Source organism: Massilia sp. HP4 (assembly GCF_005222695.1).
Lineage (GTDB): Bacteria > Pseudomonadota > Gammaproteobacteria > Burkholderiales > Burkholderiaceae_D > Telluria.
Genome location: NZ_STGG01000020.1, coordinates 15,063 through 33,325 on the forward strand (window position 1 = coordinate 15,063; position 18,263 = coordinate 33,325).

Consider the following 18,263-nt stretch of genomic DNA (forward strand, 5'->3'; position numbering starts at 1 on the left):
TTGCATGATCGTCGGCACCGCCGGACACATTGACCACGGCAAGACGGCGCTGGTACGCGCACTGACAGGCATCGACGCCGACCGCTTGCCCGAGGAGAAAAAGCGCGGCATTACGATCGAACTGGGCTATGCCTGGATGCCGCTGGATGATGGCAACCGGATCGGCTTCGTCGACGTGCCGGGCCACGAAAAACTGGTGCGCACGATGGTGGCCGGCGCCAGCGGCATCGATTTCGGTTTGCTATTGATCGCGGCCGACGACGGCCCGATGCCGCAGACGATCGAGCACGCGACCATCCTGTCCCTGCTCGGCGTGCGCCGTGGCGCGGCCGTCATCACCAAGATCGATCGCGTCGACGAGGCCCGCCTGCGCGAGACCAGGGCGGCGGTCGCCGGGCTGCTGGCCAGCGTTGGTCTCGACGACTATCCGGTGCTGCAGGTGTCCAGCGTGCGCGGCGACGGCATCGATGCGCTGCGCGAGCGCCTGGTGCAGGCGCTGCATGCGGCGCCGGTGGACGGCGCGCCTGGCGCGGGTTTTCGCATGGGCCTGGACCGCGCGTTCACGCTCGATGGCGTGGGCACGGTGGTCGCCGGCAGCGTCTCGAGCGGGCAGGTCGCCATCGGCGATGGCCTGGCGCTGGCTGGCACGCCCGACAAGGTCTATCGCGTGCGCAGCCTGCAGGTGCACAGCCGCGCCGCGCAGGAGGCGCATGCCGGCCAGCGCTGCGCCGTCGGCCTGGCGGGCCTGGAACGCAGCGACGAGCTGCGCGGCCAGGTGCTGTGCGACCCGGCGATCGCGCTTGCGACCCAGCGCATCGACGTCTGGCTGCAAGTGGCGTCGAGCGAGGAACGCGCGCTGCGTTCAGGCACCCTGGTGCACCTGCATGCGGCGACCCAGGATTGCCTGGCGACGGTGGCCGTGCTGGGCCAGCCGTCGATCGCGCCCGGCGCCGCGGCGCCGGCCCAACTGGTGCTGCACAAGCCGGCCAATATCTGGCATGGCGACCGCTTCATCCTGCGCGACGCCTCCGCGATCCGCACGGTGGCCGGCGGCTCGGTGCTCGACCCCTTGGGACCGGTGCGCTATCGCCAGACGCCGGAACGGCTGGCCTATCTCGCCACCCAGCGCGCCGACGATCCCCAAGCGCGCCTGCTGGGCGCGCTGGCCCAGGCGCCCTATGGCGTCAATGGCGCGACCTGGCTCAGGAGCGCCGGGTTGGCGCGCTGGCCGTTCGACCTGGCCAGTGTGCCCGATATTGTGGTCGGCGCCGGCGGCGAGTGGCTGGTTTCACGCGCGCGGTTGCAGGAAAACGAGGCCGGCCTGCTGCAGGCGCTGGGCGACTTCCATGCGAAATATCCGGACGAGATCGGCCCCGACCTGCTGCGTGCGCGACGCCTGGCCGCACCGTGCATGCCCGAGGCGCTATGGCTGCAGCTGACCGGGCACATGATCGCGGCGGGCGCCATCAACCGCCGCAACGGTTTCCTGCACCTGCCCGAACACGGCGTGGCCTTGCGGGCGGCCGAGCAGGTGGTGGCCGAACACGCGCTGCCGAAACTGCTCGACGGACGCTTCGATCCGCCCTGGGTGCGGGATATCGCGCAGACCGCGCGCCTGCCCGAAGTGCAGGTGCGCCAGGTGCTGGGCCGCATGGCGCGCGGCGGCGATGTCTACCAGGTGGTGAAGGACTTGTTCTACCACCCGGCGGTGATGCAGGAAGCGGCCGACCTGGTTCGCCGGCTGGCGCACGAGGATGCCCAGGGCCAGGTCACGGCGGCGCGCTTCCGTGACGAGACCGGCCTGGGCCGCAAGCGCGCGATCCAGATCCTGGAGTTCTTCGACCGGATCGGTTTCTTGCGGCGGGTCGGGGACGCGCACCTGCTACGACCGGGCACGCTCCTGTTTCCTGCGAAGGACCAGGCAGCCGGCGCCGGCCAGCAGCAGGGCTAGCGAGCCTGGTTCCGGCACCTGGGCCGGATCCACGAAGGTGAAGTCGTCCATCCCGTACGAACCCTGGGCGTTGGTAAACACGACGACCGCGTCGATCGCGCCAGCCCAGCCCGCGTCCAGGAAGGTCGACGTGCCTGATAACTGCAGCGACTGCGAACTTGCAACCAGCCGGCCGCCCGCGTACAGGTCGAAGCGGACATGGCCGTCCTCGTAGCCCGAGAACCATGCGCCGTTGAAGACCGTCGGCGCCAGGAAGCGGATGGTGCTCTCGAACGACCCGCCGTCGATCCAGTCCGTCGTCGCCTGGCCATGGCCGGAACGCGGCGTGTGGGGCCAGGCGCCGGTGAAGACGTTCAGGCCGGCGTCCGTCCAGTCCAGGCCACCGTAGTTTCCGGGCAAGGCAGCATAGTCGTCGGGACCGACGATGTCGTCGAAATTGAGCACGGCGGCTTGGGCGAACGGTGCGCACAGCGCGATTGCTGCGCTGACAGCGATATTGCGGAAGATGTGATGCATATTATTCCTCTCGATGATGGATTCAGACCCGGCCCAGCGCCGGGTCGCTGACCGTGTGGCGGCCGGTCTCGACGCGGCCGGCGAAGCGCCGCAGGTAGTCGGGCTGGCCCGACACGGTGGCGCTCAAGTCGTACCAGTAATCGTTGCCGGCCACCCGAAGGCGCACGGTCAGTTCGGTGCGCGGCGCCAGCGTGTGCTGCTGCCTCAGTGGCGCGTAGGCGTTCGCAGCCAGGTTGATGCTGCACGGCGCGGCCCCGGCATTGACCAGGCGTAGCACCAGTTCGCCGGTGGCGGCGTCGCAGCGCACCTGCACGTCCGGGCGGGGTTGGCCGGCCGCCACGGCGCGCAGCGCGCTGCCCGTGAAATGACGGTGGTAGCCGTTCGGCCCCAGCACCCACAGGTCGTAGGCGCCGCCGATCGCCGGCGTCCACACGTCCGACAGCGACTTGCCCGCTTCGACGGTGTAGCGGCGCGGGATTGCGGCCAGGTTCTTGCGGTCGTAGACGTGGAACACGGCGCCCTGGCGGCCTGTATTGATGAAGTTCAGTGCCACCCGCGCGGCGGCCATGGTGGCGCCGGGCTGCACTTCGCAGGTGGTCGCCAGCTCATACGGCAGCGCGCGTGACGGTCGCGTACCGGCAGCCTGCACCGGCATATGCGGTGCGGCCGGCGCCGGGATCTGCGGCAGGCGCTGCTGCGCCGCGCGCAGGGCGTCGGCCTCGCCCTTGGTCTTGCGGCCCTTGAGCGCCGGCAGCGCCTCGTCGTTCGGCGACACGAAATTGAAGGCGCTGGTCAGGTCGCCGCACACCGCGCGGCGGAACGGGCTGATGTTCGGCTCCTTGACCCCGAAGCGCGCCTCCAGGAAGCGCAGCACCGAGGTATGGTCGAACACCTGCGAATTGACCCAGCCGCCGCGGCTCCATGGCGAGATCACATACATCGGCACGCGCGGGCCGGGTCCGTACACGCGGCCATCCGGCGCCGGCTGCCGGGTGCTGCCGGCCGGCTTCGGGTGCGTATAGTATTCGGCGGTCAGGTCGCCTGGCGCCAGCGTCGTCTTGCCGGCATAGCCACCCTTGCCGTCGGGCGACGGCGCCGATGGCGAGGGCACGTGGTCGAAATAGCCGTCGTTCTCGTCGAAATTGACGATCAGGACGGTCTTGCTCCACACCTCGGGGTTGGCCGTCAGGGCGTCCAGCACCTCTTGCAGGAACCAGGAACCCTGCACCGGGCTCGATGGCCCGGGGTGTTCGCAATAGATCGACGGCGCGTTCATCCACGACACCTGCGGCAGCTTGCCCTCGCGGACGTCGCGCTTGAAGGCATCCAGGTATTGCTCGGGCCTGGTACCGGGCAGGGTGTTGGCGATGCCCTTGTAGAGCGGATTGTTCGGATTGTCGGTTGCCGCGTCATAGGCTTTGTAGGGGACGGCCTGGCCGGTATTGGTATACGGCTGGCCCGGCGCGCCGCCGCTGGAGACGGGGTAGCCGGATGCGATATTGGCGCGCTTGAACTGGCGGAAGGCGCCCAGCATATTGTCGCCCCATTCGTCGGGCATGTTCTGGTAGCTGATCCAGTTGACGCCGGCAGCCTCGAGCCGTTCGGCATAGGTTGTCCAGGTGTAGCCCGTGTTCACGCCCGCGGCCACGCCGTCGATGGCGTCCCACTCGTTGGTGACGAAGGCGGTGCCGGTGGGGACGGCGCCATTGGTGCCGGTCAGGAAGAACGAGCGGTTGGCATCGGTCCCGGTATGCATCGCGCAGTGGTAGGCGTCGCACACGGTAAAGGCATTGGCCAGCGCGAAGGGAAAGGGAATCTCGGCCTCTTTGAAGTAGCCCATCGAGATCGGGTTCTTGTAGCGCGGCCACTGGTCCATGCGGCCGTTGTCCCAGGCCAGCTGGCTGTCGAGCCAGTCATGCGGCGTGCCATTGGCGCGCTGGGCGTTGCCCTTGCTGCCGTCGAGGTGGAACGGCATCATCACGTTGCCGTCCGCCATGCGCTGCTGCCACACGGCGCGGCCTTCCGGCAGCGGGATCGGGAAGCGGTCGCCGAAACCGCGTACGCCCGCGAGGGTGCCGAAGTAATGGTCGAAGGCGCGATTCTCCTGCATCAGGATCACGACGTGCTCGACGTCGCGGATGGTGCCGGTCGCGTTATTGGCGGGGATGGCCAGCGCGCGCTGGATGGAGGCGGGGAAGGCGGCGTAGGTGGCGGCAGCGATGCCGGCGCGGGCACTGCTGCTCAAGAATCTGCGGCGTGAAGTCATGGCGATTATCCAGGAGATGTGATTGCTCTTTGGTAACGAAAGTTGCTGTGAATTGTTGTTGCGCCGATATTGCTTGCAACGTCGCCACGGTACGCGGCATGCATGACGATGTAATGACAGACACCTCTTGCGGAGCGCGCCGCCCCTGTCGGTTCGGCCGCCGCTCCGGTATCATTCGGGGATGAATCAGATTCCTTTCCAACCGTTTGTCATTGGCGTCGCTGGCGGTAGCGGCAGTGGCAAGTCGACGGTGACCCAGCAAGTGCTGGCGTCGTTCGGCACCGATCTCGTCTCTGTCGTCATGCAGGACGACTACTACCGCGACCAGACCCATCTCACGATGCAGGAGCGGCGCGAGCAGAACTACGATCACCCGCAAGCCTTCGACTGGCCGCTGCTGGTCGAGCACGTGCGCGCCTTGCGCAATGGCGAACAGATCGCCATGCCGATCTACGACTTCACGGTATCGAACCGTACCGACCAGACCATTCCCGTCAAGCCGGCCCCGGTGATCGTGATCGAGGGCCTGTTCGCCCTGTACGATGCCGACCTGCGCGACATGATGTCGCTGAAGATCTTCGTCGACACCGCGCCCGACGTGCGATTTATTCGCCGCCTGCAGCGCGACGTGACCGAACGCGGCCGCTCGCTCGAGAGCATCGTCGGCCAGTACATGGACACGGTGCGGCCCATGCACAAGCAATTCATCGAGCCGACCCGGCGCAAGGCCGACGTCATCCTGCCGCATGGCGCGAATGGGCCGGCGATCGATGTGATCACCACCAAGGTGGCGAGCGTGCTCGGCCAGTCGCAGCTCCTCGAGCGTCGCTCGAGCCCGCCTCTGGATGGAATTGCCGGCACGCGGTAGAATACGGCCTCTTCGGAAGGAAATCGTCCCTGGTGGGGCGGCTGGGCTTCAAACCCAGTTGGTGGCGCCATGCGTCGCCGGGTGGGTTCGACTCCCGCATCCTTCCGCCATGCGGTTTCTTCCCTGATCCTGGACCATGCTCATCCTCGGCTTCGACTATCCGGACGATTGCTATTTCGACCTCGAGAACGATATGTGGTGCCGCGCGGTGGGCGACGGCCGCTTCCAGGTCGGCGTCAGCGCCTTCGGCGTCAAGATCAGCGGCAACTACTTCTATATGTGCCGGCCGAAATCGGTTGGCACCGAGCTCGAACAGGGCAAGACCATGGGCGTCGTCGAGCTGAGCAAGACCGTGGTGACGATCAAGACGCCGGTCTCGGGCACGGTGGTCGGGATCAACGGGGCGCTCGAGGACAAGCCCGAACTCATCAACCAGGACCCCTACGGCCAGGGCTGGATCGCCGAGATCCGGGCCAGCGACTGGGAGCGCGATCGCGCGCAGCTGGCGCACGGGGCGGCGCTGGCCGACCTTGCCGAGCGCCGCATGCGGCTGGAGCCGGTCGACGACTGGATCAAGCCGTGAATGAGCAGCTAGATGAGCAGGCGCGCGGCCTGTCCATCCTGGTCTGGTCGTGCGACCTGTCGCGTCCCGAACTGCTCGCCACGCCCTTCATGACGGCCCAGGCCGCGGCCGCGCTCGACATGCGCGTCAAGATGCTGTTTTCGAGCCAGTCGGTGCAGTGGTTGCTGGCGCAGAATGCCGGGCTGCCGACCGGCTTCGGCGACCAACGCTGGCCGATCGGGCGTCACCTGGAAGCCAGCAATGAGCTGGGCGTGGAGATTCGCGCTTGTACCCAGGCCCTGCATGCCAGCGGCGCCGGGTGCGCCGCACTGTCGGCGCACTGCGCTGGTGTCGAGGGCATGGTGTCGTTCGTGGAACAGGGTAGCGCGCCGGGCTGGCGGATGCTGGTGTTCTAGGCCGCTTGCAGCATCCCGCGTTCTTCGGGACGCAGCGTCAGCACCTCGACGCCCGTCGCCGTCACCGCGACCGTATGCTCGAACTGCGCCGACAGCGACCCGTCGCGCGTCACTACCGTCCAGCCATCGGCTTCGGTGCGCACGCTGCGTCCGCCGCGGTTGAGCATTGGCTCGATCGTAAACACCATGCCCTCGCGCAGCCTGAGTCCCGTACCCTTGGAACCGAAGTGCAGCACCTGCGGTTCCTCGTGCATTTCACGGCCGATGCCGTGGCCGCAATACTCGCGCACGATCGAGCAGCCATTGCGCTTGGCATGGCGCTCGATCGCATGACCGACGTCGCCCAGCGTGGCGCCGGGCCGCACCGCGCGAATGCCTTTCCACATCGCCTCATAGGTCGTCTGCACCAGGCGCCGGGCGGCCAGGTCGACGTTGCCGACCAGGTAGGTCTTGCTGGAGTCGGCGATATAGCCGTTCTTTTCCAGCGTGATGTCGAAGTTCACGATGTCGCCATCCATGAGCACGTCGGCCGCCGACGGCACGCCATGGCAGACCACGTGATTGATCGATGCGTTGAGCACGAAGCCGAAGTCGTACTGGCCCTTGCTGGCCGGGCGCGCCTGGAGTTCGTCGACGATGAAGCGCTCGACGAGGGTGTCCACCTCGAGCGTGGTCATGCCGGCCAGGGGCAATCGGTCGAGCATCCCGAACACGCAGGCCAGCAAGCGGCCCGATTCGGCCATCAGCGCCAGTTCATGCGGCTGCTTGGTCATGCCGCGCGCAATGCCAGGGGCGGGGCCGACACGCCGGCGGCGGCCAGCTCGCGCGCGACGATCTCGTTGAAACTCAAGGTGGGATTGGTCTCGCACAGCATGCCAACCTTGATCCAGAACGCAGCCTGCGCGTTGATCGAGCGGCACGAGACCTTGGTGGCGAGGCGCACCTGGTCGTGCAGTTCGTCTTCGATATTGACAATGCCCATGGTAGTCCTCCGTATATGATTCGTATATGGATTGTATATGTTTCGTATTGCGTTGCCAAGCTCGCCCGTATTGATCAGGCATAAAAATGGCGCCAGGATTGCTCCCGACGCCATTCACTTCAGGTGCTGACGCTTACAGCGAACGCAAGAATGCCAGCAATGCCTCACGCTCGGCAGTCGCAAGCTTCTCGAAACGCTGGCGCGAGGCGGCCGCTTCGCCGTCATGCCACATCACGGCTTCGGTCAGGCTACGGGCGCGGCCATCGTGCAGGTAGCCGACCTGGCCGTCCTTGCCCATCACCTTCTCGGTATAGCCGATGCCCCACAGCGGCGCGGTACGCCACATGCTGCCGGACGCCTGGCCCTCCTGGTAGCCATCAGCCAGCCCCGGACCCATATCGTGCAACAACAGGTCGGTGTATGGACGGATGGTCTGGTCGCGCAGTTCGGCGAACAGGTGGGTCGAGCCGGTCTTCATCGACGAGGTATGGCAGGCCGCGCAGTTCATCCTTTCGAACAGCTTGGCGCCGGCGGCGACCTGGCGGGTGTCGACGCGGTGCTCGTCGAGCGGCGCCACGCCTTTCGGGAAGCCGCTCTCGAGGCCACGACTGGACGGTACCGCGAGCAGGGCCAGGTAATGCGTGATCGACTGCAGGTCGGATTCCGAAATGCCTTTCTGCTTCGGCGCCGAGTCGCATGCCGCCGGATTGGCGTCGCAGCTGCGATTCGGGTAGACCGGCGACGTCACTGCCATGTCCTGCAGCAGCGCAATGGCGCTCTGGTGACGCAGCGACGCCTTCGACGCCTTCCAGCCGAAGCGGCCCAGGCGCACCGCGCCGGTTTCAGGGTCGTAGACGAAGTTGGCGACACCGCGCACGCCGTCCTGGTCGGGACTGGTGCGGGCACGCGCCAGGATGTCCGCCTCCGGCACGGCTTCGAGCAGGCCGACACCGATCATCGGCTGCGCCGCGCGGAGCGAGATGGTGTCCGGGATCGGGCCGTCGAAGGCGATCTTCGGCTTGCGCAGCTCGACCCGGGTGCCATCGGCCAGCGCCACCACGCGGGTGTCGAAGCCTGTCACACGCACATTGGTGCCCCAGTTCTGTGGCGTGCCGTCGTTCGACAGCGCGTTCATGTGAACCGTGGTGCCATAGGTCGGGTGCGGCAACTGCTGGCCATCGGCGCCAGTGGTGGCGACGCGCACCGCCATGCCGTCCAGGCGCTGGTTGATCGCTGCCGGGGCCGGGCTGCGGCCATTGCTGCCGTGGCAGGCGACACAGCTCGAGGCGTTGAAATGCTGGCCTTGCAGGCCGATCGCGGCGTCGTAGCGGTCGTTGCCCGGTTCATTATGGCGGCCGGTGCTGAAGTTGGTGTGCAGCAGGCGGCGACCTTCGACGAAGCGCTGCATATTCTGCATGCCGATGTGATTATGCGGCTGCTGGAACATGTACAGGCCTTCGTCGCTGTAGTTGTATGACACCGAACCGAGGCCGCCGGCCAGCATGTCATCCGGCAGCGGCGCCGAGTTCAGGCGCGGCTGCACGCCATACCATGGACGCAGGCCGGTGCCCACCACATAGGTCCATTCCTGCGAGTAGTAGCGCTCGTCGCCGTAGTCGCCCTTCGACGCCAGGAACTCCTTGGTGGTGAAGTAGGAAGGCGCGACCTCGATGACATCGCCTCTCACCAGGGGCCGGGCCGGCACATTGCCGCCGTTCGGGAAACCGTCGGCGCCCAGTTGGCGGTGCCCCGGATAGTCCTCGATCAGCATGGTACAGCCGCTGTTGATGCCGTTCGGGCTGAACAGGCGTCCATTTTGCGGGTAGCCGGTCGGCTTGCACATCTTGACGCTGTCGTCGACCAGGCGGCGACCGGTCATCCAACCGAAGTCGGTCGTTCCCGGATCGTCGAACCTGCGGAAGAACACCGCGCCACCCGACCGGAAGTCGACCGTCGTGTACTCGTTGACGATCAGCTTCGGATTGGTGACGCCAGCCACGCGGCTATTGTCGATGATCTCGATGCCCCAGGTGCGGTTCTTGAAATAATTCGGCACGAAGTTCAGGTAGTGGCCCGGACCCTTGTCTTGCGGCAGGCCGGTGCCGGGGTTGACCGTCTCGTTGAGGCCGTAGCCGATTTCGTTCCAGGCCTCGCCGCGTTCGCGTGCATGGCGTGCCAGGCCGCGCGCACCGAAGCGCGTCACCAGGGTGCCGTCGGCCAGCGAGAACTGCAGGGTCTCGATTGCCTGGTCGGCGCCGGGCAGCGGGGTCAGGCCGTTGCCGTTGGCCGGGTAGCGCAGGGCCGAGGTCGGGCTCTCGGGCAGCGTGTTGTCGTTGCCGGGGGTCTTGAACTCGACTTCGAACAGCGAGTAGCCGTATTGCGAGGCGCGCTCCACGCCCTGCAGGCGCACGTAGCGTGCGACCGTGTTCAGGTTGAAGAACTCTTCGACGCCGCCCTGGCCGTTGCCGACGTGGCGCAACTGGGTCCAGTCCCGGCCGTTGTCGGAGGCGAGCAGGGTGTACTGCTTGCCGTACGAGGCCTCCCAGTTCAGCTTGATGTAACCGAGCGCGGTGCGCTGGCCGAAGTCGAACTGGATCCAGGCGCCGTTCTCCGGCTTGCTCGACCAGCGGGTACCGGGCTTGCCGTCGATCGCCATGGCAGGCGCCATGCTGCCGTTCTCCGGTGCCGACGAGGTCGCCTCGACCGGCTTGATGAGCACGCCCGGCTTGGTCGGGTCGCCCGGCACCGGGTCGGGACCCGGTTCGGGGTTCGGATTCGGCTCTTCCGGTGCCGCCGGCGTGCCGGTGTAGGCCTGGATCTCGAGGATCGAGTAGCCGTACTGGCCGGCGCGCTTGATGCCCTGCATGCGCAGGTAGCGGCCCTGGCCATTCAGGCCGGTGAGGTCCTCGACCCCACCCTGGCTGTCGTCGATCTTCTTGATCGTCTTCCAGTCATTGCCGTCTTCCGACACCTGCAGCAGGTAGCTGCTGGCATGCGCGTTTTCCCAGTCGATCCGTACGCGGGTGATGGTTTCGCTCTGGCCGAAGTCGAGCACCAGGTATTCGTCGTCGGTGAAGCCGCTACCCCAGCGGGTGCCGGTGTTGCCGTCGATCGCCGCGGAGGCGTTGAGGTCGCCGCGCTCGGCCGAACTGGCGGTGGCTTTCTTCGGGGTGAGAACGGTTTCGGTATCGTCGAAGGCGCCGGCGACCGACCGGAACAGGCTCTTGCTGGCGCTTTCCATCTGGGAGATGGGCGACTCGCCATTGCCGCCGCCGCAAGCGGCGAGCAGCATGGTGAGCGCGAGGGGCAGGCCGGGCATGCGGATGCGGCCTGCAAACTGCCCGCGAGGCAGTAGCTTCATGTAAAACTCCTTGTTGTACTCATTATCGATTGGAGATCCTGCGCCGGCGGCAGCCGCCGTCCGCATGGCGCAAGTCCGGGTTTTCCGCGTGCCCTTGAAGGCCGTGATCTGGTACCTCCCCCTGTACCAAGGGTAAATTGCTCTAAGGCAACTTTTAACGTTAAGATATCCGGCACGTCAATACGTGTCAAGCGCAAGCGTCAACATCTACGTTATGAGAGAGCTTCCGGATGCAGTTTGCCGTTGACGCGAGCATGGGCGATCACCAATAATCGAAGGTCATGCACATCCTGCGCACATCGTCGATGCTGGTCCGACTGGTCCTGGCCTGGTTCGTCCTTACCCTGGGCGCCGCCAGTGCCGCGCCCGTGGTGCATCCGGCCACGATGGCGCTGGTGTGTTCCGAGGGCGGCGCCAAGGTCGTCTTCGTCGACCGCGACGGCGCGGCCGTCCATGGCAAGGGGCATACGCTCGATTGCCCGCTGTGCCTGCCCGCCGCCGTGCCGCTGGCCATCGCGGCGCCACGTACGCCGCTGCCGCAGCCATCCATCGCGGCAGTGTCCATCTCAGGTGCCTCGCACACCACCGCCAGCGCCGGCGCGCCCTTGCCGCCGCGCGGGCCACCCATCTGCTCTTGACGAATACGAGCCGGCATGGCGCCGGCGCTGTCTTTGCGCGCGTGCGATGCGAGCCTGCTGGCAGGCTAGTCGCCGCACGGCGCGCGTTCAATCAGGAGTAGCAAGATGAATCAACGAGTTTCAACTGGTGCGTCGCGGCGCGCCTTCGTGTTGTCCGGCGCGGCGATCGCCCTGGGCGTCGTGGCCGGCTGCGACGTCGGCGGGAACGTCAGTTTCAACGGCACCGATATCACGGGCGCCGATTTCGGCCGCGATTTCCGCCTCAAGGACCCGACGGGCCAGGAACGCACGCTGGCCGACTTCAAGGACAAGGTGGTGCTGATCTTCTTCGGCTTTACCCAGTGCCCGGACGTGTGCCCGACCGCGCTGGCGCGGGCCGCCGAGGTCAAGACCCTGCTCGGGCCGGACGGCGACCGCCTGCAGGTGCTGTTCGTCAGCGTCGACCCCGAGCGCGACACGCCCGAGGTCCTGAATGCCTATACCGCCGCCTTCGACCCGTCGTTCCTGGCGCTGTACGGCGACCAGCAGCGCCTGGCCGAGACCGCGAAAGAATTCAAGGTGATCTACCAAAAAGTGCCGACCGGCGATTCGTACACCATCGACCATACGTCGGTCACCTATGCCTTCGACACCAACGGCAAACTGCGCCTGAAACTGTCGCACAGCCAGTCGGCGATCGAGTACGCTGCCGATGTACGCAAGCTGCTGCATGCGGCCTGACCCTTTATCATCCACCAGGAGTACCCATGAATCAATTCATCCGTCACTTTGCCGCCGCTGCCGTGCTGGCAGCCACCGCCGGTTCGGCCTTCGCCCAGGCCAATGTCAGCGTCAAGGACGCCTGGGTGCGCGCCACCGTGCCCCAGCAGAAAGCGACCGGCGCCTTCATGCAGCTGCAGGCGGCTGCCGACAGCAAGTTCGTCTCGGCCAGTTCGCCCCTGACCCCCACGGTCGAGGTGCACGAGATGGCGATGCAGGGCGACGTCATGCGCATGCGCCAGGTGCAGGCGATCGAGCTGCCGGCCGGCAAGCCGGTCGAACTCAAGCCGGGCGGTTACCACATCATGCTGCTGAACCTGAAAGCACAAGTGAAAGAAGGCGATACCGTCCCGTTTACCCTGGTGTTCGAAGGCAAGGATGGCAAGCGCGAGACGGTCGACATCAAGGCGCCGGTAAAGGCACTCAATAACGCGGCGAAACCGGCCCACGCCGGCCACTGAGCTGGCCACTGAGCTGGCCACTGAGCGCTCATTCGACGATGTTGACGTAGAAACATCAACCTTTTGTCGGATTTTTCGGCAAACCAATCGTGCGCATGACGCTGCTTCGTACAATCGCGTGATTGCCGATCGGTTCCCCCACGTTGCGGGAATCGCGGCTTCATGCGAACGGAGCACGTATGTCACGAAAGCTGAGCTGCTTGCAGGCTGTCCGCGGCGAGTGGATCTTGCTGGCGGCGCTGGCGGCGTCCTATCCGGCCAGCCTGGTCTTGCCCGCGGCCTGGTCGCGCGAGGGCGGGTTGCTGGAGAACTTGCAGGTGGTCGTGCTGGGCGTGGGCTGCGCGCTGGCGCTGCTCGGCTACCTGCGCTCCCGGCCGGCGCGGGTCGCCATGCTGGCCTTGTGGGCGGCGCCCGTGTGGCTGTTGCTGGCAGGGCGCGAGCTCAGCTGGGGGAAAGCATGGCTGCTGCAGCCGGGCGCCGAAGCCATGGCCGCCACGGCGCATTGGGCCGGGCCGCTGGCCCGGACTCTCGCCGTCGTGCTGCTGGCCTGGCTGGTGTTCAGCGCCTGGCATTACCGCATCGATGGACCGGTGCGCGCTGCGTTCGCGCGCCGCGTCCCCTGGCTATGCCTGTTTGTCACGGTGGCGGGCGCCATGGGCTCCACCTGCGCCGAAGGTCATATGTACTGCCATCTCGATATGGCAGTCCCGAGCGCCCAGCTGTTCGAGGAATTGTGCGAGCTGCTCGCCTACGTCGCGCTGGGCATGATCCAGCATGTGGTTTTCACACATCAGTCACCTGTCCACCTGGCGCCGGCGATCGTGCATCCGGTCGAGGAAGTGGGCTGATCGCGGCAAATTCCGTGGTCTCTACGGCAACTGGGACATTTTGCCCGTTTGTCTGCACCCCGATTTCCTCTACGATGTCGGGTTTTGGGTAAGGACCGCCATCGTCGCACCGCGGTCCAGCGATCATGTCGAATATCAAAGTTGCAGATATAGAAACAGCAGGCCTCGAGGCGGGCGAGGGCGCCGCCACGCGCCTGGCCCGCTACTGTTCCCGCCACTGCTCCCAGTATTGGGTGCTGACCAAGCCGCGCGTCACCATGTTGACGGTGTTCTGCGCCGTGATCGGCAGCCTGCTGGCCAGCGAAGGTTTTCCCGGCTGGGGCGTGCTGCTGTTCAGCGCTGCCGGCATCTGGCTGCTGGCCGGCGCCGCCTTCGCGGTCAACTGCCTGCTCGAGGCCCGGATCGACGCCCGCATGGCGCGCACCGCCCGCCGCGCGACCGCCAGCGGCAGCCTGGGCCCGCTGCAGACCGTGGTGTTCTCGCTGGCGCTGGGTGGCGCCGGCGCCGCGCTGTTGTATACCAAGGTCAATCCGCTCACGATGTGGCTGACCCTGGCGACTTTCGTCGGTTACGCCTTTATCTATACGCTGCTGCTCAAGCCGAACACACCGCAGAACATCGTGATCGGCGGCTTTGCCGGCGCCATGCCGCCGGCGCTGGGCTGGGCCGCGGTTGCCAATGCGGTGCCGATGGAGGCCTGGCTGCTGGTCTTGATCATTTTCTTGTGGACGCCGCCGCACTTCTGGGCGCTGGCGATGTACCGGCGCGACGACTATGCGCGTTCGGGCTTGCCCATGCTTCCCGTAACCCACGGCATGGCCCACACCGGCCTGCAGGTGTGGCGCTACAGCCTGGCGCTGGCGGCCGGCACGGCGCTGCCGTGGGCGGTCGGCATGAGCGGCGTCGTGTACCTGGCGGCGGCCTGCGCGCTCAACGCCGTGTTCCTGCGCTACGGGTGGCTGGTGCATAAACGGTATAGCGACCAGGTCGCCCGCAAGTCCTTCGCCTGGTCGATCATGTACCTGGCGCTGCTATTTGCGGGAATGCTGCTGGACCACTACATCGCCATCTAGGGATTGCTGCCGAGAAATTGTCAGCTTGAGTACGGTGGCGCACGGTCGGGGATAACGCTAAGATATTAAGCTGTTTGCATGACAGCGAGAGTCCAATCCCACCCCAGTACGCGGGTGCGCGGCAATCCAGCGCATCTACCCACCCATCTGCCTGACCGCCATCCGGGCGACGGCCGCACGCAGCGCGCACCGGCCAATTTGCTGAGCCCGGCCGACGTGCGCGACAGCCTCGACCTGGCCCGCCTGCTCGAGCAGCTGGGCTGCGGCGACGACCTGATCGTCGTCTCGAACCGGGCGCCCTGCGTCCATTCCCATACCGATGATGGCATCGTGGCCCGGCGGCCCGCCGGCGGCCTGGTCACGGCGCTGGAAGCGGTGCTGGCCGCTGAAGGCGGCTGCTGGATCGCCCACGGCAGCGGCGACGCCGACCGCGAGACGACCGACGAGCACGGTCATGTCATGAAACGCCACCTGGATGCCCCTTACCGCCTGCGCCGCCTGTGGCTGGGCGACGATGAAGTGGCCGGCTACTACGACGGCCTGTCCAACGAGGGCCTGTGGCCGCTGTGCCACCGCACCGACGTCGAGCCGACCTTCCGCACCGGCGACTGGGAGCATTATGTGCGGGTCAACCGCCGCTTCGCCGACGCCGTGGTGGCCGAGGCATCCTCGTCGCGGCCGGTGGTGCTGGTCCAGGATTACCACCTGGCGCTGGTGCCGCGGATGGTGCGCGAGCAGCTGCCGGATGCGGTCATCGTACTGTTCTGGCACATCCCGTTTCCGGCGCCGGAGCGCCTGGCGCGCCTGCCGTGGCGGGAGCAGGTGATGGCTGGCCTGCTGGCCAGCACCGTGGTCGGCCTGCAGACGCCGGCCGACGCGGCCAACTTCAAGCGGGCGCGCAGCGCCTGCGCGCCGGGGCTGGGGACGGCCCATGTAGACGCCTATCCGATCTCGATCGGCTGGCCGGCCCGCCAGGACTTGCCGGCCCCTGGCCTGGCCATCGATGTCAGGCGCCGCTTTGGCGTCGCCCCCGGCGTGCGCCTGCTGGTCGGTGTCGACCGCATGGATTACACCAAGGGCATCCCGGAGCGCCTGCAGGCCTTCGAGCTGTTGCTGGAACAGCGCCCGGAGCTGCTGGGGCAGGTGACCCTGCTGCAGATCGGCGCACCATGCCGCGGCGCGCTGCCCGCCTACCAGCAGATTGCGCGCCAGGTGAAGGCGCTGACCGACCGGATCAACGCCCGCTTCGGCAACGGCGCCTGGCAGCCGGTGCTGCTGCATGCGGCCAGCGCCAACGCGGCGACGGTCACCGACTGCTACCGCGCCGCCGACGTCTGCCTGGTGACGAGCCTGCACGACGGGATGAACCTGGTCGCCAAGGAATTCGTTGCGGCCCGCAGCGATGTGCGCGGGGCGCTGGTGCTCAGCCGCCAGGCCGGCGCCGCGGCCGAGCTGGACCAGGCCTTGCTGGTCGAGCCGCGCGACATCGCCGGCATCGCGCGCGCCATCGGCCGCGCGCTGGACATGCCGCTCCAGGAGCAGGCGGCCCGCATGCGCGCCATGCGCGCGGTGGTGAGCCAGAACACCGTGTTCGGCTGGGCCGCCCGCCTGCTGGACGACGGCCTGCGGATTGCGGCCGGCCGCGCAGCCGATGCGCGGGGCGGCAAGTACGCGGCGCGCGTCCTTGCCGCGGGCGGCGCCATGGCGCATGGCGCCGCTGCCTGCCCGGGGATCAGCGGGCGACGATGAACGGATCCCAGTTGATGTAGTAGTTGGTCGGCCGCAGGCCGCCGGCCGTGACCCGGACCTGGATCTGGTAGGTCTGGCGGCCGGCGTTCATCGCCTGGCCGATCCAGTAGCTGCCATCGGCCGGGTCGATCTGGATCGGATAGCCGACATTCCCGAACACATTGCCCTGGGAGACGTTAAAGCCGGTGATGACGACCTTGTCGCCGGAATTCACGTCCATCGGGTAGACCGAGAAGCCGATCAGGCTGCCGACCGGGCAGACGGTGGTCAGTTCGAGCGAACCTTCGCCCGAGCTGTCCATATTCGCCTGGTTGTCCATCATGTAGATGCCGGTATTGACGGACTGGCCGGAGGTGGCGGCGATATAGGCGGTGTCGACGGCGATCGCGACCTGGGTCTGCGGGGCCGGCATCGTGGCGCTCGGTTTGACGACGCGAACCATGGCCATGGATTTATCTGCGCTCATGTGGTCCTCCCTGGGTTAGTTGATGACGGAGACGGTCGGGTTCAGGCTCAGCGTCATGCCCGACTGGCCCGGCACCTGGACGTTGATGCCCATCTGGTAGTTGGCCGTGCCCGCGTTCTGCGCCGTGCCGGTGAAGGTCGTGCCGTCGATCCGCTGCGGCTGGCCGCTGGAACCCCAGGCATTCGAGTTGCCGATCGATTGCAGCCCGATCATGCCGCCGGCCGCCGAGAAGTTGGGGTCGACCGGCAGGACCGACCAGCAGATATTGGAATTCATGCTGCAGGACGTTTGCAAGGTGCCCGAGCCTTCCTTCTGGCTACCGCGCGACGTGCGGTTGTCGACCATATAAAGGCCACCGGTCTTGCCTGCCTGGACGGCGTTGGTGTCGACCCAGACCTGGATGAACACGGTACATTGCGAAACTGGAGTTGTCATAGTAGAGACCTCGCTGGTTGTCAAAGAGGGGTGACGTGCGTGTGGAACCGTACTAAAACCTGCTTGCAAAGTTGCTGGTGCGGGCCGTTCCAGGGTGTTTAATTCGTACAGGAAAGTTGGCCCGGACAAGAACTCTAACGAAATGCCAGCGCCAGAATGTCCCAATTTGTCGAGATTTCATGCGCATCAAATGACGTAGCGCGCCTGCATCGCGGCGCTTGCGGGTCCACAAAACCGAGCCGTATTCCCGCATCGCATGGGAGCGATGTGCTTGAATTAATGGGGATTTTCCCATGGGGAAATCACCAGGTCCCTGAGGCAATCGTCGCCGTTTCCGGCTCGGCCAAAAGACTGGGCGAATGCGCACACTGGCGGGCTGTGCTGCTAAACTGACGGCCACCCGTCAACAGGACAGGAACCCATGATTCTCGAGCTCAGCGATATCGGTGGCGCCATCCAGCTGGCGATCGCGCCGGTGTTCCTGCTGGCCGGCGTGGGCACGTTGCTGATCGCCCTGACCAACCGCCTGGGCCGCCTGATCGACCGTACCCGGGTGCTGGAAGACCGCCTGAGGGCCAGTCCCGGCAACGACTGCGTGGCAGAACTGCTCAGCCTGCACAACCGCTCTTACCTGATCAACGTCAGTATCACCGCCTCCACGGCGTGCGGCCTGCTGGTGTGCGTGGTGATCGCCATGCTGTTCCTGGGGGAGTCGACCGACCTGCCGCTGGACCGGTACATTGCCCTGTGCTTCATCGGCGGCATGCTGGCGCTGATCGTGGGTTTTGTTTATTTCATGCGCGAAATCTTCATCTGCTGCACCCATATGCGGGCCCAGCAGATGAAGGTGCTGGCCGCCTGCGAGGCCGTGGCCGGCTAGCGGGAAGAGCCGGGTTTTGCTTCCGCTCTATA

18 protein-coding genes and 1 tRNA gene are annotated in these 18,263 nt (G+C 66.4%); 12 read left to right on the forward strand and 7 right to left on the reverse strand.

Going from position 1 to position 18,263, the window contains the following annotated elements:
* The first annotated feature begins 4 nt into the window (after nt 1–4).
* Complete coding sequence (selB, locus tag E8M83_RS09795; protein WP_137173183.1) at nt 5–1,951, forward strand: selenocysteine-specific translation elongation factor; 1,947 nt, start codon at nt 5–7, stop codon at nt 1,949–1,951.
* Here the strand turns inward: selB and E8M83_RS09800 are convergent.
* Both E8M83_RS09800 and E8M83_RS09805 read right to left on the reverse strand, forming a co-directional pair.
* Nucleotides 1,883–2,467, reverse strand: a complete 585-nt coding sequence (locus E8M83_RS09800) for a PEP-CTERM sorting domain-containing protein (protein ID WP_137173184.1) — start codon at nt 2,465–2,467, stop codon at nt 1,883–1,885. The two genes, selB and E8M83_RS09800, sit on opposite strands and share 69 nt — an antisense overlap.
* A gap of 22 nt (nt 2,468–2,489) precedes the next feature.
* Nucleotides 2,490–4,733, reverse strand: a complete 2,244-nt coding sequence (locus E8M83_RS09805; RefSeq protein WP_137173185.1) for a phosphocholine-specific phospholipase C — start codon at nt 4,731–4,733, stop codon at nt 2,490–2,492.
* A 181-nt stretch (nt 4,734–4,914) separates the two neighbouring features.
* Here E8M83_RS09805 and udk point away from each other — a divergent pair, with 181 nt between their 5' ends.
* The 4 genes from udk to E8M83_RS09825 all read left to right on the forward strand — a co-directional run bounded on the left by udk (nt 4,915) and on the right by E8M83_RS09825 (nt 6,579).
* Nucleotides 4,915–5,601, forward strand: coding sequence for a uridine kinase (gene udk / locus E8M83_RS09810; protein ID WP_137173186.1), 687 nt, complete (start codon nt 4,915–4,917; stop codon nt 5,599–5,601).
* A gap of 14 nt (nt 5,602–5,615) precedes the next feature.
* A tRNA-Sec gene (locus tag E8M83_RS09815) sits at nt 5,616–5,711 on the forward strand.
* Nucleotides 5,712–5,737: 26 nt separating this feature from the next.
* Entirely contained in the window at nt 5,738–6,184 is a 447-nt protein-coding gene (locus tag E8M83_RS09820; protein WP_137173187.1) for a glycine cleavage system protein H, read from the forward strand.
* Nucleotides 6,181–6,579 (forward strand): hypothetical protein, encoded by a 399-nt coding sequence (locus E8M83_RS09825; RefSeq protein WP_137173188.1) that lies wholly within the window; start codon nt 6,181–6,183, stop codon nt 6,577–6,579. Before E8M83_RS09820 ends, E8M83_RS09825 begins: the two co-directional genes overlap by 4 nt.
* Here the strand turns inward: E8M83_RS09825 and map are convergent.
* The 3 genes from map to E8M83_RS09840 all read right to left on the reverse strand — a co-directional run bounded on the left by map (nt 6,576) and on the right by E8M83_RS09840 (nt 10,922).
* Nucleotides 6,576–7,352 (reverse strand): type I methionyl aminopeptidase, encoded by a 777-nt coding sequence (gene map, locus E8M83_RS09830; protein WP_137173189.1) that lies wholly within the window; start codon nt 7,350–7,352, stop codon nt 6,576–6,578. The genes E8M83_RS09825 and map overlap by 4 nt on opposite strands.
* Nucleotides 7,349–7,561: a ParD-like family protein gene (locus E8M83_RS09835; protein WP_137173190.1), complete on the reverse strand. Its 213-nt coding sequence runs from the start codon at nt 7,559–7,561 to the stop codon at nt 7,349–7,351. Before E8M83_RS09835 ends, map begins: the two co-directional genes overlap by 4 nt.
* Nucleotides 7,562–7,694: 133 nt before the next feature.
* A complete protein-coding gene (locus E8M83_RS09840) occupies nt 7,695–10,922 on the reverse strand; it encodes a di-heme oxidoredictase family protein (protein ID WP_137173191.1) in 3,228 nt (1,075 codons plus the stop codon).
* A gap of 281 nt (nt 10,923–11,203) precedes the next feature.
* On the opposite strand from E8M83_RS09840, the gene E8M83_RS09845 reads away from it, so the two are divergent.
* The 6 genes from E8M83_RS09845 to E8M83_RS09870 all read left to right on the forward strand — a co-directional run bounded on the left by E8M83_RS09845 (nt 11,204) and on the right by E8M83_RS09870 (nt 16,450).
* Complete coding sequence (locus E8M83_RS09845) at nt 11,204–11,560, forward strand: DUF2946 domain-containing protein (RefSeq protein ID WP_137173192.1); 357 nt, start codon at nt 11,204–11,206, stop codon at nt 11,558–11,560.
* Nucleotides 11,561–11,665: 105 nt separating this feature from the next.
* Nucleotides 11,666–12,280: an SCO family protein gene (locus tag E8M83_RS09850; RefSeq protein ID WP_137173193.1), complete on the forward strand. Its 615-nt coding sequence runs from the start codon at nt 11,666–11,668 to the stop codon at nt 12,278–12,280.
* A 26-nt stretch (nt 12,281–12,306) separates the two neighbouring features.
* On the forward strand, nt 12,307–12,780 hold the full coding sequence (locus E8M83_RS09855) for a copper chaperone PCu(A)C (protein ID WP_137173194.1): 474 nt from the start codon (nt 12,307–12,309) through the stop codon (nt 12,778–12,780).
* Between the two features lie 179 nt (nt 12,781–12,959).
* On the forward strand, nt 12,960–13,628 hold the full coding sequence (locus E8M83_RS09860) for a hypothetical protein (protein ID WP_137173195.1): 669 nt from the start codon (nt 12,960–12,962) through the stop codon (nt 13,626–13,628).
* 125 nt (nt 13,629–13,753) lie between these two features.
* On the forward strand, nt 13,754–14,701 hold the full coding sequence (gene cyoE, locus E8M83_RS09865; RefSeq protein ID WP_137173196.1) for a heme o synthase: 948 nt from the start codon (nt 13,754–13,756) through the stop codon (nt 14,699–14,701).
* Nucleotides 14,702–14,779: 78 nt separating this feature from the next.
* Nucleotides 14,780–16,450, forward strand: coding sequence for a trehalose-6-phosphate synthase (locus E8M83_RS09870; protein WP_137173197.1), 1,671 nt, complete (start codon nt 14,780–14,782; stop codon nt 16,448–16,450).
* Here the strand turns inward: E8M83_RS09870 and E8M83_RS09875 are convergent.
* Nucleotides 16,434–16,916: an AidA/PixA family protein gene (locus E8M83_RS09875; protein WP_206077445.1), complete on the reverse strand. Its 483-nt coding sequence runs from the start codon at nt 16,914–16,916 to the stop codon at nt 16,434–16,436. The genes E8M83_RS09870 and E8M83_RS09875 overlap by 17 nt on opposite strands.
* 15 nt (nt 16,917–16,931) lie before the next feature.
* Nucleotides 16,932–17,351 carry a hypothetical protein gene (locus tag E8M83_RS09880; RefSeq protein ID WP_137173198.1) on the reverse strand — a complete coding sequence of 140 codons (420 nt, stop codon included), beginning with the start codon at nt 17,349–17,351 and terminating at the stop codon, nt 16,932–16,934.
* Nucleotides 17,352–17,772: 421 nt separating this feature from the next.
* On the opposite strand from E8M83_RS09880, the gene E8M83_RS09885 reads away from it, so the two are divergent.
* Complete coding sequence (locus E8M83_RS09885; RefSeq protein ID WP_137173199.1) at nt 17,773–18,231, forward strand: DUF2721 domain-containing protein; 459 nt, start codon at nt 17,773–17,775, stop codon at nt 18,229–18,231.
* Nucleotides 18,232–18,263 lie beyond the last annotated feature (32 nt).

Bases quoted from the DNA above. Each gene is read 5' to 3' on its own strand.
- E8M83_RS09875 (WP_206077445.1), bottom strand. From the start codon at position 16,916: ATGAGCGCAGATAAATCCATGGCCATGGTTCGCGTCGTCAAACCGAGC.
- map (WP_137173189.1), bottom strand. From the start codon at position 7,352: ATGACCAAGCAGCCGCATGAACTGGCGCTGATGGCCGAATCGGGCCGC.
- E8M83_RS09800 (WP_137173184.1), bottom strand. From the start codon at position 2,467: ATGCATCACATCTTCCGCAATATCGCTGTCAGCGCAGCAATCGCGCTG.
- E8M83_RS09850 (WP_137173193.1), top strand. From the start codon at position 11,666: ATGAATCAACGAGTTTCAACTGGTGCGTCGCGGCGCGCCTTCGTGTTG.
- cyoE (WP_137173196.1), top strand. From the start codon at position 13,754: ATGTCGAATATCAAAGTTGCAGATATAGAAACAGCAGGCCTCGAGGCG.
- udk (WP_137173186.1), top strand. From the start codon at position 4,915: ATGAATCAGATTCCTTTCCAACCGTTTGTCATTGGCGTCGCTGGCGGT.
- E8M83_RS09860 (WP_137173195.1), top strand. From the start codon at position 12,960: ATGTCACGAAAGCTGAGCTGCTTGCAGGCTGTCCGCGGCGAGTGGATC.
- selB (WP_137173183.1), top strand. From the start codon at position 5: ATGATCGTCGGCACCGCCGGACACATTGACCACGGCAAGACGGCGCTG.
- E8M83_RS09805 (WP_137173185.1), bottom strand. From the start codon at position 4,733: ATGACTTCACGCCGCAGATTCTTGAGCAGCAGTGCCCGCGCCGGCATC.
- E8M83_RS09885 (WP_137173199.1), top strand. From the start codon at position 17,773: ATGATTCTCGAGCTCAGCGATATCGGTGGCGCCATCCAGCTGGCGATC.
- E8M83_RS09870 (WP_137173197.1), top strand. From the start codon at position 14,780: ATGACAGCGAGAGTCCAATCCCACCCCAGTACGCGGGTGCGCGGCAAT.
- E8M83_RS09840 (WP_137173191.1), bottom strand. From the start codon at position 10,922: ATGAAGCTACTGCCTCGCGGGCAGTTTGCAGGCCGCATCCGCATGCCC.
- E8M83_RS09820 (WP_137173187.1), top strand. From the start codon at position 5,738: ATGCTCATCCTCGGCTTCGACTATCCGGACGATTGCTATTTCGACCTC.
- E8M83_RS09855 (WP_137173194.1), top strand. From the start codon at position 12,307: ATGAATCAATTCATCCGTCACTTTGCCGCCGCTGCCGTGCTGGCAGCC.
- E8M83_RS09845 (WP_137173192.1), top strand. From the start codon at position 11,204: ATGCACATCCTGCGCACATCGTCGATGCTGGTCCGACTGGTCCTGGCC.
- E8M83_RS09835 (WP_137173190.1), bottom strand. From the start codon at position 7,561: ATGGGCATTGTCAATATCGAAGACGAACTGCACGACCAGGTGCGCCTC.
- E8M83_RS09880 (WP_137173198.1), bottom strand. From the start codon at position 17,351: ATGACAACTCCAGTTTCGCAATGTACCGTGTTCATCCAGGTCTGGGTC.